General features: G+C 71.7%; 9 protein-coding genes. 4 read left to right on the top strand and 5 right to left on the bottom strand.

What is annotated here, in order from left to right; translation table 11 throughout:
* Window positions 1-82: 82 nt before the first annotated feature.
* A complete protein-coding gene (locus tag FB559_RS39490) occupies window positions 83-1378 on the bottom strand; it encodes a DUF2716 domain-containing protein (RefSeq protein ID WP_141962710.1) in 1296 nt (431 codons plus the stop codon).
* A gap of 321 nt (window positions 1379-1699) precedes the next feature.
* Here FB559_RS39490 and FB559_RS39485 point away from each other — a divergent pair, with 321 nt between their 5' ends.
* Both FB559_RS39485 and FB559_RS39480 read left to right on the top strand, forming a co-directional pair.
* The gene (locus tag FB559_RS39485) at window positions 1700-3124 is read left to right on the top strand and encodes an FG-GAP repeat domain-containing protein (protein ID WP_141962709.1); all 1425 of its coding nucleotides are present in this window, start codon (window positions 1700-1702) and stop codon (window positions 3122-3124) included.
* A gap of 30 nt (window positions 3125-3154) precedes the next feature.
* Window positions 3155-5140: a WD40 repeat domain-containing protein gene (locus FB559_RS39480; protein WP_141962708.1), complete on the top strand. Its 1986-nt coding sequence runs from the start codon at window positions 3155-3157 to the stop codon at window positions 5138-5140.
* A gap of 85 nt (window positions 5141-5225) precedes the next feature.
* Here FB559_RS39480 and FB559_RS39475 read toward each other — a convergent pair whose 3' ends face one another.
* The 3 genes from FB559_RS39475 to FB559_RS39465 all read right to left on the bottom strand — a co-directional run bounded on the left by FB559_RS39475 (window position 5226) and on the right by FB559_RS39465 (window position 8073).
* Window positions 5226-6104, bottom strand: coding sequence for an Imm1 family immunity protein (locus FB559_RS39475; protein WP_141962707.1), 879 nt, complete (start codon window positions 6102-6104; stop codon window positions 5226-5228).
* A 107-nt stretch (window positions 6105-6211) separates the two neighbouring features.
* Window positions 6212-7213 (bottom strand): transporter, encoded by a 1002-nt coding sequence (locus tag FB559_RS39470; RefSeq protein ID WP_141962706.1) that lies wholly within the window; start codon window positions 7211-7213, stop codon window positions 6212-6214.
* Window positions 7210-8073 carry an ABC transporter ATP-binding protein gene (locus FB559_RS39465; RefSeq protein ID WP_141962705.1) on the bottom strand — a complete coding sequence of 288 codons (864 nt, stop codon included), beginning with the start codon at window positions 8071-8073 and terminating at the stop codon, window positions 7210-7212. The genes FB559_RS39470 and FB559_RS39465 overlap by 4 nt, the downstream gene beginning before the upstream one ends.
* A gap of 151 nt (window positions 8074-8224) precedes the next feature.
* Here FB559_RS39465 and FB559_RS39460 point away from each other — a divergent pair, with 151 nt between their 5' ends.
* Both FB559_RS39460 and FB559_RS39455 read left to right on the top strand, forming a co-directional pair.
* A complete protein-coding gene (locus FB559_RS39460) occupies window positions 8225-9385 on the top strand; it encodes a sensor histidine kinase (RefSeq protein WP_246122817.1) in 1161 nt (386 codons plus the stop codon).
* The gene (locus tag FB559_RS39455; protein ID WP_141962704.1) at window positions 9382-10056 is read left to right on the top strand and encodes a response regulator; all 675 of its coding nucleotides are present in this window, start codon (window positions 9382-9384) and stop codon (window positions 10054-10056) included. The genes FB559_RS39460 and FB559_RS39455 overlap by 4 nt, the downstream gene beginning before the upstream one ends.
* Window positions 10057-10175: 119 nt before the next feature.
* Here the strand turns inward: FB559_RS39455 and FB559_RS39450 are convergent, their stop codons facing one another.
* Window positions 10176-13787 (bottom strand): glycoside hydrolase family 3 C-terminal domain-containing protein, encoded by a 3612-nt coding sequence (locus tag FB559_RS39450; protein WP_141962703.1) that lies wholly within the window; start codon window positions 13785-13787, stop codon window positions 10176-10178.
* Window positions 13788-13890: the final 103 nt, after the last annotated feature.

The raw sequence follows: 13890 nt of genomic DNA, 5'->3' as shown, positions 1-13890 counted from the left end.
GGCCGGGTGCCACTGAGTGGCGACGGGTGGCACCCGCCTTTGCCGTGGCGCGACCTCAAGACCGTGCGGAACCGGTTCTGGCTCACGCCTGGAGGTCGCCGCGCGTACGGCCGCCGCGGCGCATGGGGGCGCCGAGCAGCGCGTTGAGGTCTTCCTCGACGTGGGGAAGGAGCTCATCGCCGAAGACGCAGAGGGAGTTTTCCCGCGGGTGCCCGAAGGTGCCCAGGCGCAGGTCATCGGTGAGATGGATGAGGTAGTCGCCGTCCGGGTAGGCGGCGCCGGGCCAGGGCGGCCGGTCCGGGCCGCCGACGCGTTGGGGGTCGAAGCGGGCTCCGACGTGGTTCCGGTCGAGCCAGTAGAGGAGTTCTCCGGGTCTCGCGCAGGCGCGCAGGCCGCGTTCGATGATGGCCTCGAGTCGTGCGGCGGCGGGGCCGTCGGTCCTGTCGATGGCGGCAAGGTGCCAGGTGACCGACGCAGGGGGCTCGGTGATGCCGGGGTAGGTCTCGATACCGGGCTCGAACGCGAAGCGGGCGTTGAAGCGGTCCCACAGAGCGTCATGCTCCGAATCGAAGATGAGCCGCTTGACGGGCCGGTCAGGCGCGACAGGTCCGGGTGGGGACCAGTGGTACGTCGTCACCTGTGTGATCTCGTAGAACCCCGACCTCAGGAGCGTGTGGCGCAGGGCTCCGTCGGCCTCTGCCACGAATTCGCGGACATCGGACCGGCGCCTGAGGAGCCGTGCCCAGTCCGTCAGCGCCGGGACGAACTCCGCGTGCGGGCCCGTCATTCCGCCGATGGAGATGAACTCGGTGCCGTCCACGCGCTGGGCCCACGCGGCGCCCAGAAGGCCCGCTCCGGACTCCAGCATCAGGATCTGCTCTGAGTTCCAGCCCAGGTCGCCGTCGGCCTCCATCTCGGTGAGCGAGGTCCGATGCGGTTCCGTCGCGGCTGCGATGCGGCGGATACGTTCATGAAGGTCGTGTTCGCCGCGCAGGAGTTCGCGCACGCCGCGGCCGTCAGGCAGGGCTCCGGGTCCGGGGAGTCCGTCGATCTCGGCCACCAGCACGGCCCGTTCCCAGCCGGCCGCGAATCCCGCCTCGCGTAGGCGCTCGCCGAGCTCGGCTCCCTGGTCGTGGGAGTGGACCCTCCACTCCACCGGTTCACCGCGTTCGGCGAAGACGGCCTGCTGCCGCCGGATCAGGCCGGCGTCAGCGGGAACGGGGCCGGCGTCGAGGTCGACGGTGCCGTGAGTGCCGTAATGCGTCCGCACGAGCGGCCCGTCCCGTTCGACCACCGCGCCGGCGGGCGGGTACCCGGGCACGCGCCCACGCAACTGTGCGTCGTACGCCGTCAGTAAAACCCCGGCCCTGCCGGACATCCCGCCCACCCCTCTTAGACCACCTGAACTCTAGGTCCGGAGCCGCCTGTATCGGTACGGCCCGGCTGCTCGACGGACCGGGCGCAACGGAAGCAGGCACAACCTCCACCGGCCGCATAGAGGGGAGAGGCAAAGAAAAGTTTGCGAGGCGTCCCCACACCCGATGATCGGCGGCGCAGCGTTCCGACACAACGGGATGATTAAGGTCATATTGACCCAGGCTCCCGGCAGGCCGTGTGATTCGGCTGCGCCATGTGGCGGCCGTCGGCCGACCACCGTCCGGCGCACTCCGTAGGGCTTCGTCAGGGAAGGGCCGCCACCGTGGTCACAACGCTCCGAAACGTCCAGGCCGATCTCCCGCACCGGCGGTGGCGCCGCCGAAGAACGAGCGTGCTGGTGGCGGCCGTCGCCGCCGCCACGCTCGGTGTCGCCGGAACCGCCGTGGCCGCTCCGGTCCAGGCATCCGGCGACGCCTCGCCTCCCGCGCCGGGCGTCGCGGTCGCGACGGACGCCTCCGGGGACGCCGGTGTACTCGGCCGGACCGCCACCCTCACCCTTGCCCCGTGTGCCGGAGCGCTGGAGACTCCTCCGGCCGCGTGCACGGGCGAGGCCGCCGGTCGTTATGACTACCAGCTGAACGCCGGGCCGCCGCAGAGCCTGACCGCGACCGGCGGTGTGCAGAGGGTCCAGATCCCGCTGCACCACGTCGGCCCCAACACGGTGACGGTGTTCGCCGTCTCGGCCACGGGTGACCTGAGCGAGTCCGCCTCCGCCGACTTCGTCGTGACCACCCCCGCCACTCCGTACGCCGACGGCGACGTCGACGGTGACGGCCACGCCGACCTGCTCCTCGTCGGTACGGACGCCGACCCCGGTCTCTGGCTGGCCCGCGGCGACGGGGCGGGCGGCCTGGCCACCCCGACCGACATCGGAGCCGACGGCACCGGGATCAACAACACGCCCGCCGACTGGAACGACGCGCAGGTGCTGCACGGAGACTTCACCGGCGATCGCGTCCAGGACGTGCTCGCCTACCGTCCGGCCGGAGACAGCGCGGGCCAGGCCTTCCTGCAGTACGGGAACGGCGACGACCTGCCTCTCAGCCCGTACTCCGGCGACAGCGAGTGGCTGCACTCCGATCAGTTCACCGACTACACGCTCAACGGCGACGGGGACAATCCCACCCGGCTGGTCGCCGCGGGGAACGCCGGCCTCGACGACACGGGAATCGCCGACCTGATCGGCATTTCCGGCGACGCCGCGAACGGCTACCAGCTCGACCTCTACACCGCCTGTGGCGGATGCTCGGCCGGGAGCTACGGCTACGCGCGGACCCTCGCCGGTCCTACCGAGGCTCCCGACGGGGACGACGACTGGAACGACTTTTCCCTCACCACCGCCCAGCCCGCCGGGCAGACCGTCCTCTTCGCCGTGAAGAAGAGCACCGGCGAGCTCTGGGAGTCCACCAACCCCTCCCAGAACGCCACGGCGCTCATCGGCACGTCCGGCACCTGGACCCGGATCGACGTCCCCTGGAACCCGAGGCACGTGCCGGCGCTGGTCTTCGGCGACGTCGACGCCGCCGGGCACGTCGAACTGTGGGCGCAGGCCGGCATGTGTGCCACCCGTTACACCCTGACCGGTACCACCCTCGAACGGGGGGCCACGGTCGATCTGACCCCCGGGCACCCTCGTCATCGCACCGGCAAACACCGGAAGGGGTCCGGCCAGGCGCTCGGTCACTAGGCGGAGGGACCTTCCTTCTAATATCGGCCAATGCGTTCTGAGGCGGTTTGGGAGTCGGTCGCGCCCGGAGTCGAGCTGGCCACTCTCGAAGGGCATGCCGGACGGGCGGTGGATCTCTGCACGACCGTGGTGGAGGGCCGGACGCTGCTGGCCAGCGCGGGCGCGGACGGCACGCTGCGGATCTGGGATCCCGTCACCGCGCGGCAGGTCCGTGTCCTGCACGGGCACGCGGGCGCGGTCGACGCGGTGGTCGAGGTCGACGGCGTGCTGGTCAGCTCGGGCCGTGACGGGACCGTACGGACCTGGGATCCCGTCACGGGCGAGCGGCTGCGGACGCTGACCGGCCACAAAGGGGTGATCCCCGTCGAGGTAGGCGGGAAGACCCTGGTCGCGAGCGCCTCGCCGGACTCGGTACGGCTGTGGGATCCGCGTACGGGACAGACCCGTCAGGTCATCGCCGGCGCGACCGGACGGGCGATCGCCTGTCGCGGGGACCTGGTGATGGCCACCTCCGGTACCGCGGGCGGGGGCAAGGGCGTCGGCGTCTGGGACCTGACCACCGGTGAGCCGCGCGGGAGCGCGGAGCCGGACGGTCACACGACCGTGGACCTTTGCGCGATCACCGTCGGCGGGCGGCCCCTGTTCGCCACGGCGGGATACGACAAGGAGATGGAGGGAGGCAGGATCAGGCTGTGGGATCCCGCCACCGGCGAGCTCGTACGGGTCATCGAGCACGAGCCGATCGTCGAGGCCACCCTGGATCGCATCACGCACGTGCGCGCCGTCGAGCTGGGTGGCAGGGAGCGACTGGTCAGCGTCGGGCAGAAGACCGTACGGATCTGGGACCAGGACACCGGAGCGTCCGTCCAGGTCTTCATCCCGTCCGAGAGCTGGGTGGAGCGGGCGTGCTTCTTCCGCGCCGGGGGCCGTGAGCTGCTCGCGGTGCCGGAGAAGTACGTGGACTCTCTGTGCGTCTGGGACACCGCCACCGGCGAACCGGTCAACCGGATCCAGCGCGGCCGGGGGCCTTTCGACGCGCTGTGCGCCGTGGACCTCGACGGCAGGACACTGCTGGCCGGCGCGGACGGTCACCTCAGGACCGTACGGCTGTGGGATCCGCTGGGGCCCGGCACGCGGCCCCGTCCCCAGGGCCATACCGGAGACGTCTACGGAGCCTGGGCCTTCCAGGGCAAGGTCGTCAGCGTCGCGGACGAGTCACTGCGGATCTGGGACGCGGAGACCGGAGCGCGGCTTCGCCGGATCCGAGGATCGATGTTCGGCATCCAGGACGTGCACGCCTTCACCGCCGACGGCCGGGAACTGCTCGCGGGCGCGTTCTCCAGTTATGACGACGGGCGGATCCGGATCTGGGACCCCGCCACCGGACGGCAGCTCAGGCGTCTGGAACGCCGGTGGGAGGAGGGGCCGACGATCGTGTGCGCGTTCGACCGGGACGGCCGGACGCTGCTGGTGGCGGCCGGCGATTCCCTCCTCAGGATCTGGGACCCGGTCACCGGCGGGCTGGAACACGAAGAGGAGTGCGATGCCGCCCTCGAATGGCTCGGCCGGATCACCGTGGACGGCCGTCCCGCGCTGGTCGCCGACGCCCGGGGCCGCGGGGTGCGCCTCTGGTATCCGGCCGACGCGGTCTGGCAGGACCTGGCGGGACCCGGGGCGGACTTCGCGTTCATGCTCGGGGACCGCCCCCTGGTGGCCGCCGGCGAATCGGAGACGCTACGCGTCTGGGACCCGCTGACCGCCCGGGAGCAGTGCGTCCTGCGGGGAGAGGAGGGCACTCGCTTCGCCGGAATCGGCGTGCTGACGCTGGAGGGCCGTCCGCTGCTCGTCACGCATGGAGGGGAGGACCGTACGGTCCGCGTCTGGGATCCCGCGGACGGCCGAGGTGAGCACGTCATCCCGGTCCACCACGAGGTCGTCGGTTGTGCACCGCTCGGGAACGGCCTGCTCGCGATCGCCGTCCCCTCAGGCCTGGTCGTGCACCGCGTCTCGTCCTGACGCGCGTCGATGAGCGGTCGAGGCCGCTCAGCGCCCCCCAGCGACGAACCGTTCGAGCGATGCCGGTCGTACGGAGCGAACGGTCTCAGCGCCGCCGGCGGCGTTCGTCGCCGGGCCGGCGGGCCGGCTCCGGGCGGGCCGCCTCGCCGGTACGCGGCTCCACCGCGCGTTCGGCTGGTGGGGCCGTCCGGTCGGGATCCCAGTCCAGGCAGGTCGGGCGCCGTCCGGTCTCGACGTACTCTCGCGCGGCGCGGATGGCGGTCGCCGGTGTGACGCGGGCGCGTTCGGGCGGGACCGTCACCGGTGGCAGCTTCGGGTCGTCCTCGACGAGCAGCGGCTGGTCGGGGTCGACGCCGGACTCGACGCCGGGGCTGCCCTGCCAGGAGACGGCGGCGCGTCCCGCGGTGGTGTCGATGTAGATCCGCAGCGGCGACTGCTCCCGCTCGCCCTTGCCGATGCGGATCGCGACCCCGCGTACCCCGCCGGAGAAGAGGCGGTCCGCGGCCTCCCCGATGGCGCTCTCCGCCGAACCGGCGTCGGCGATCTCCCGTGACTTGGTGCCCCACCAGGCCATGAAGGTCTTCTCCTCGGTGGCGGGATCCTCGCGGCTCTCGGGCCGCGCCACGGACGCCTTCTGTTTCCCGCCCTTCCCGTGTGACGTCGAGACGGTGGAGCCACGCTCGGCCTTGACGTCGGAGGTCTGGTCGAGGCGGCCGAGGAAGACCGGCAGCTCGCCCGCGACCACGCCGAACAGGCCGGCGATCTCGCCCAGCCGCTCCCCGGCCTGGATGAGCGACTGGATGGCCTGCCCGGCTTTGGGGTCGTTCGACGCCGCGAGCACGGCGGTCAGGTTCCCCACCGCCGAGTCGACGAGCTCGGCGGCCGCCTCGACGGAGCCCCGTGCCTCCGCCGAGAGCTCCAGCGCGCCGGCGACCTGCTGCCTTATCTCGCCCGATATCGACACGCGGTATCCATCTCTCGCTGCGGCGTTGTCCCGTACGTCCCACCACGTGCTCGCCGGGAAACCTCCCTCCCTCCACCGGTCGTACCGGTGGAGGGAGGGACGACGGGCTACGAGAGCCGGTGGCGGGTCCACCAGGCGCACAGTCCGGCCAGGAGGAGGGCGAGGGCGAGGTAGACCAGCGCCTCGTCCCGCTGGATGGCCCAGAAGCGGCCGGCCGGCTGGTAGGTCACCACCTGCCGGTACCCCTCGCGTTCGAGCCTGGCGAAGCAGCCCTGGTCCCGCTGCCCCGGGCCGGGCAGGCAGTCGCCCATCCACGACGGTGGCCGGACCGTCCGCCCGGACGCGTTGACGGTCCGTTGCGCGGTGCTCCACGCGCCCGGCCTGTCGATGGCCAGGGTCAGGTGGCCGCCCCTGTCGATACGGAGGATGTTCGTCGCCGTGATCGTGGTGGTGAGGCGCTCGGGCGTCTCGAGGTGGGGCCGGACGCCCACGGACATGGTGATCTGGGTGACGGCCAGGAGGGCGAGCACGATGGCCATGGCCGGCAGAATGCGAGCCACGATGACTCCGACGGTGACGCCGAGGACGAAGGCGAAGGCCGCGTAGCCGAGGGGCACGATCCCGCGCGAGTCGAAGATCTCGGGTGACAGGCGCGGGAAGATCAGGAGGCCCGGGCCGGGAGCCGCGCCGGCGCCACTGGCGTCCGCGATGGCCCTGTCGATCGGGCCGGACCACCAGGTCACCGCGAGGCTGAGCAGTCCGGCGGCGGCCATGGCCGTCAGTCCGGTGAGGCCGAGCTTGGTCAGGAGCCAGCGGGTGCGGGTGGAGCCCTGGGTCCAGACGAGCCGGTGGGTTCCGGCCTCCAGCTCCCGGGCGATCATCGGGGCGCCCCAGAACATGCCGATGACGAACGGCAGCGCGAGCAGGGCGAGGGCGCCGAGCAGGTAGAGCGCGGTGTCGGCGCCGCCGATCTCGCTCAGGAACGAATCGGTGCCGTACCGGCCGGCCAGCCGCGGGCCGGTGGCCGCCAGGAGAACGGCGAGGACGGCGATGAGGCCGAACACCACCGCGGCCTGCGTACGGAGCTGGCGCCACGTCAGCCAGATCATCGCTGCACCTCCAGGGCGGGAACGGACGGGCTCATGTAGCCGAGGACGAGGTCTTCGAGGCCGGCCGGGCCGGCCGACCAGACGGGATCGCCGGCCGTGGCGCCGGCCCGTACGAGCACGGTCGTCACGCGGTCGGTGCGGTGTACCGAGATGACGTGCGGCCCGGAGGGGACGGCGGTGGTGCTCGGCCCGGTGAGGAGCTGATGGCCGGCCAGCAGCTCACCGACCTCGCCGGCCACCCGTACGCGGGAGGCGACGAGCACGATGAGGTAGTCGCAGACCCGCTCCATGTCCGAGACCAGGTGGGAGGAGTGCAGGACGCTGAGTCCGCCTGCCGTCTCGCTCAGCTCCTGCAGGAACTCCCGCCGGGCGAGCGGATCGAGGCTGGCGACCGGTTCGTCGAGGATCAGCAGCTCGGGCCGCTTGGCGATGGCGAGGGTCAGGGCGAGCTGGGCGCGCTGACCGCCGGACAGGTCTCCGGCCCGCCGGCCGGGGGGCACGCCGAGCCGCTGGATCCGGTCCGCCGCCAGCCGCGCGTCCCAGCCCCGGTTGAGCCGGGCGCCCAGCCTGAGATGCTCGGCGACGGTCAGCCTGGCGTAGACCGGCGTGTCCTGGGCGACGAAACCGACCTTGGCCAGCTGCGCCGGACCGCCGCCCGGTCGCCCGCCGCACACCTCGATGGTGCCCGACGTCGGTGTCAGCAGCCCGGCGGCCAGGCTCAGCAGGGTGGTCTTCCCGGCGCCGTTGGGGCCGACGAGCCCGACGACCCGTCCGGCCGGGATGTCGAGGGTGCAGTCCGAGAGCGCGCGGTGCCGCCCGAATCTCCTGCCCAGTCCCCGGGCCCGCAGAGCAGCGGTCATGCCATGTCCTCCTGAGTGGTCGGCGGAAAGCGTGCCGCTCACCCTGCGGTTTCCGGCCTGGCGCCCGCACCGGCCGGAAGTACGGTTCGGGGGAGACCGGTCGTACTTTCGGCCACTACGCCGTCCGCGGGCAGCTCCGTACTCTGAACGCATGAACATGCTGGATCGCCTGGCCGAGCGGCCCGGGACGGTCGCCAACGCCGGGTTCGCCGTCATGTTCACGGGGGCGCTGGCCGTCGGCGCACACACGCTCGCGGGCAACGGCGCCAACTGGATGTTCGACCTCGCCGTCGGGGCGGTCGTGTGCGCGGCGGCCCTGCTGCGCGGACACTCCCGTACGCGGGCGGCGGCGGTGGCGTTGGTCGTCTGCGGGGCCGCCGAGCTGGCCGCCTGGCGCTGGCACCTGCCGGGACAGCCGGGCGGTGCCGCGGTCCTCGCCCTGTTCGTGCTCGTCGGCTCCGCGTGCCGGGTGCTTCCGGTACGTCCGGCGGCGGCCATCGTGGCGGGCGGGGTGGTGGTGACGGCCGGCACCATGGAGAGATACCTGGTCTTCATCCGCGACGGCACGCCGTGTTCCTACGCGGCGACCTGGTCCATGGGGCTGGGACTGTGCGCCGCCGTGGGCACCGGCCTCTGGCTACGCTCCCTCGACGGCCGCCGCCAGGCCGCCATCGAGACCGTACGCCGGGACGAGCGCCTCGCCCTCGCGCGGGAGCTCCACGACGCCGCGGCGCACCACATCACCGGCGTCGTCATCCAGGCCCAGGCCGCACGGATCGCCGCGCGCAGGAACGCACCGACGCTGGAGGACAACCTGGCGGCGATCGAGTCCGCCGGCAGCGACGCTCTGGCCTCCATGCGCCAGGTCATCGGCCTGCTGCGGGACGACGACGACGCCGGTGGGCTCACTCCCGGGCCCGAGCGGCTCACCGACCTCGTGGAACGCTTCGCCGGGCGCGGTCCCGCCGTACGGCTGCGGCTGCCCGACGGACCCACCGACCCGTCCTGGCCCCCGGAGGTGACCACCACCGTCTGCCGGGTCGTCCAGGAGGCCCTCACCAACGTGACCCGCCACGCCTCCGGCGCACACGAGGTGACCGTGGCGCTCGCCCACGACCGGTGGAACATCACCGTCGAGATCACCGACGACGCGCCCGCGGCCGGCTCGCACCGGTTCCCGCACTCCGGCGGATACGGGCTGGTCGGCATGCGCGAGCGCGTCGAGGCCCTCGGCGGGACGCTCAGCGCCGGTCCGGGGACCGGGACCGGCTGGTCGGTGCTCGCCACGCTGCCCGCCCCGGGCAGGCCATGACCATCCGGGTGCTGATCGCCGACGACCAGGAGATGGTCCGCAGCGGGCTGCGCTTCATCCTCGAGGACCAGCCCGACATCACCGTGGTCGCCGAGGCGGCGGACGGCGCAGGCGCCGTGGCCCAGGCGCGCCGCCTGCGCCCCGACGTCTGCCTCATCGACATCCGGATGCCCCGTCTCGACGGCATCGAGGTCACCCGTGTCCTGGCCGGCCCCGACGTCACGGACCCGCTCCGGGTGGTCATCGTCACCACCTTCGACCTCGATGAGTACGTCTACGGGGCGCTGCGCGCCGGGGCGGTCGGCTTCATCCTCAAGAACGCCGGCCCCGCCCTGCTGGTCGAGGCCGTACGCGCCGCCAGCACCGGAGACGCCCTCATCTCCCCTTCCGTCACGGTGCGGCTCCTCAAGCACCTCGCGCCCACGAAGACCCCGGCGGTCGCCGAACCCGCACAGCCGCTGTCCGGCCGGGAGATCGAGGTCATCCACGCCATCGCCCGAGGCCGCACCAACCAGGAGATCGGCGCCGAGCTGTTCATCTCCCTCAGCACCGTCAAGAGTCACGTGTCCAGCGTCCAGACCAAGCTGGGGCTCCGCAACCGAGTGGAGGTCGCCGCCTGGGCCTGGGAGAGCGGGCTCGTCGACCCCGCCGGCGGCCGTCACCCCCGATGACCGCGCGTCCGCGGAACCCGGGGCGATGCGGCCTGTGGAACGTGAAGTCACAGAAGAAAATCGCGTCCTGGACCGGGTGAGCCTCGAGCGAGGCTCACCCGGTCCCCGGTCCCCGGCCGCTAGCCGCCGCTGGTGACGGCGAAGACGTGCATGGCGTTGGTGCCGCTCGACACCCCGTGACTGATGTTGGGAAGGGTGACCAGCCGTACCTGCTTGCCCGCCTGCAGCGTGACCGTGGACATGAACAGGTGGACGGTCTGGTTCTGCTTCCCGGACGCGGTGTTGATGTAGGGGAAGGTGGCGACGGTGTCCCCGCCGCCGGCCCACCAGTCGGGGAACGTGATCGTGAACGGCTGGGTGGTGCCATCCGTGTAGGTGATCAGGCCGCTGCCCGACGAGGTGTCGTTGTTGGCCAGTCCCAGGAAGCCGAGCCGGGCGCCCGACCCGGAGAACTCGAACGCCTGCCCGCCGGCGACGACGTTGTCCGCCTTGCCCGCCGGGACGTCCGGCCAGGTGAAGGTGAGCCCGCCGTGCGCGACCGTGCCGCCCGGCGTGATGCCGGCGGCGGCCAGCGCCTGCGCCGACAGGCTCAGGCCGCCGCCGTCCAGGTTGCCCGCCGACGGGTCGGCGTCGTCGGTGATCGCGGTGTTGGTGTACGCGTCGGCCAGTGACGCGAACGGGATGGCCAGGAGCGTCGTCGCGTCACCGGTGCCCTGCCGGCCGTCCTGATCGGTGTAGGCGACCTTGGCCTGGAGCTCGTAGCCGGCGCGCGGCGCGTCGGCCGGGGCCTTGACCGACCAGGTCGTGTGCACGGACTCGCCGCCGGCGACACTGGCGAACGTTGCCGGGGAGCTCGCCTCCGCGGTCCAGCCGTCGGGGGCGGTGAGCGACATCGTCACGTCGCTCAGCGCGTCCGGTCCCGAGTTGGTGAACGTGGTCGTCGCGGTGGCGGTGCCGCCGGGCTCGATGGTCGAGGGCCCGGTGACCGTGTACGGGTACTTGGCGGTGATGGCCGCCGAGCCCGTGACGCCGTCGACCGTCACCTTGATGGTCGTCACGCCGGAGCCGACCACCGTCACCAGCCCCGCGTCGCTCACCGTCGCCACGCCGGTGTCGGTGCTGCTGTAGTGGACGTCGGCCTGCTTCAGGTCGACGAATGACTGGTCGTCGTTGACCGCCTCGACGACGTCGTCGGCGGTCACGTCGAGGTTGCGCTTCTCCCGCGTGTGGTCGGTGTCGTCCTTGATCCACCGGTTCTTGCCGGTCAGGTCGATGGTGTCCCCGACCTTGTAGCCGACGGCCTCGGGCTGCACGGTGACATACCGCGTCTTGGGAGTCAGCGCGCCGGTGACCTGTACGTCGGCCGAGCCGGCGACGTCGGCGGAGTCGGCCCCGACCTGGAACCGGTAGGCGCCGTCCGGCACGAACGACTTCATGTTCTGGGCGTCCCAGATGGCCAGGTCGGCCATCTTCACGGTGAGCGTGACGTGCTCGGTCTCCCCGGGCCGCAGCACCGCGGTCTTGTGGAAGCCGGCCAGCCGCTTCTTCGGCAGCTCGACACCCGGGACCGTGAACGGCGTGGCGGCGTACAGCTGCGCGACCGTGGCGCCCGCCGTGTCACCGCTGTTGGTGACGTCGAAACCCACGGTGACGTCGCCGTCGGCGGTCACCGACGCCTCGTCGGCCGCGACGTGGGAGTAGGTGAACCCGGTGTAGCTCAGCCCGCGGCCGAAGGGGTAGGTCGGCGTGCCGGTGAAGTACTGGTACGTACGGCCGATCCCGCCGGTGGCGCCCGGCGTGATGTCGTAGTCGGACATCGGCGGGAGCTGTGAGTCGTCCTTGAACCAGGTGAAGTTGAGGTGCCCGGCCGGATTCTGCGCACCCAGCAGGACGTCGGCCAGCGCGGTGCCCTGGCTCTCGCCGTTGTAGCCGCTGAAGACGATCGAGGACACCTTGTCCTGGACGTCGTCGATCTTGACGGGGCCGCCGGACTGGACCACGAGCGCCAGCTTCGGGTTGCCCAGCGCGGCGGTCTGGTCGATCAGGGAGTCGTAGTTGCCGGGCATGGCCAGGCTCGTACGGTCCATGCCCTCGTGCGCGACGGCGTCGTCCGTGCCGACGAAGACGACCACGAGGTCCGCGGCCTTGATGTCGGCCTTGGTGGCGTCGCTGAGGGTCGCGTCACCGGTGGCCGTCGTGGACGTGCCGGCCGCGTCGAAGACCACCGAGGCGGACGGGTTGGCGGCCTTGACCGCGGAGGTGATGCCCTCGACGGCGCTGACCTGCTTGGCCGGCGCGCCGGAGTAACCGCCGAGCGTGACCTTGTTCGCCAGGTCGCCGAGGATGACCACCTTGTTCAGCTTCGAGCCGTCCGCCGGCAGCAGCTTTCCGTCGTTCTTGAGCAGGACGAGCGAGTTGTCGGCGACCTTCTCGGCCAGGGCCTGGTGCTCGGCGCTCTGGATGACGTCCTTGCTGATCTTGGTGTACGGGACGTCGCCCGGCGGGTCGAACTCCCCGGTCCGCATCCGCACGGTGAAGAGGCGGACCAGCGCGGTGTCGAGCACGCCCTCGCTCATGGCGCCGGTGGCGATGGCGTCCCTGATGTTCTGCGCGGTGGCCTCGGCGCCGGTGCAGTTGGCGTCGGTGCCGGCACGCAGCGCGTACGCCTGGCCGCCCGCCTGGCCGGACAGAGTCGCGCCGGTGGTGGTGTTGGTCCAGGTCGGGCTGGACTTGTGGTCGGTGGTCCAGCCGGGCGGGGCCCAGTCGTGACCGCCGGGCGGCAGTTGCCAGGTGGTGCCGACGGCGCCGCAGTCGGAGGTGACGTAACCGCCGAAGCCGTACGTCCGCTGGGCCAGCTGGTTCACCGTGTAGGTGTCGGCGACGGCCGGGGTGCCGTTGATGGCGTTGTAGGAGGTCATCAACCCGGACACGTGGGCGTTCTCGATGAGGTCGCGGAACTGGGCGGTGTAGTACTCCCGCAGGGTCCGGTCATCGGTGTCGGAGCTGATCCCGGTCCGGTCGTTGTCCGTGTTGTTCAGCGCGTAGTGCTTGGCGGTCGAGGCGACCTTCAGGTACCCGGTGCTGGGCTTCCCGTCCTTGTCCTGGCCCTGGTAACCGTTGACGAAGGCGCCGCCCATCTGCGCGACGAGGTACGGGTCCTCGCCGAACGCCTCGTCCGTACGGCCCCAGCGCGGGTCGCGGTCCAGGTTGACGGTCGGCGCCCAGTACGTCAGCGAACCGTAGTCGTCCTTGCTCGGTCCGATGTTGTTCGCGCCGACCCCCCACAGGGACTTGTCGAGGAAGCCCCGCGCCTCATCCGAGATCGCCGTCGTCTCGTCGTACATGAGGTCGCGGTCCCACGACATGGACGAGGCGAAGTTGGTCGGGAAGCTCGTGGCCGGCACTCCGCCGGAGGCCGAGCCGTGGTCGGTGTTCGCGCCGAGGGTGTTGATCCCGTGCTGGCCCTCGCTCCAGTAGGTGTACTGCTGCACGCCCAGGCGCGGGATGGCCGGTGCGCTGTTGGTCTTGAGCTGGTTCACCTTCTCGTCGAGCGTCATGCGCGAGACCAGGTCCGCGGCACGTTCCTCGAACGAATGGCCGGTGTCCAGGTAGACCGGCTTGGTGTCGGCGTGGGCGGCCGGCGTCGAGGCGCCGACCAGGCCGATCGTGGCTGCGAGTGAGCACGCGGCGGCCAGGAGGGCGCGCCGTCGCGTGGGCTTGCGTCGTGACATCAGTTGACTCCGTGATCACAACTCTGGCGGGGGTGATCGTGCGCTGTCACCGGTCGCGGGGTGGGGGTGATCTGTGCGATCTAGGTCATGGTTACGGCGAAAT

The sequence above is a fragment of the Actinoallomurus bryophytorum genome (assembly GCF_006716425.1).
In the GTDB taxonomy this organism is placed as follows: domain Bacteria; phylum Actinomycetota; class Actinomycetes; order Streptosporangiales; family Streptosporangiaceae; genus Actinoallomurus; species Actinoallomurus bryophytorum.
Note: the sequence above shows the minus strand (reverse complement) of the source record. Positions and strands in the feature narration are given on the sequence as shown.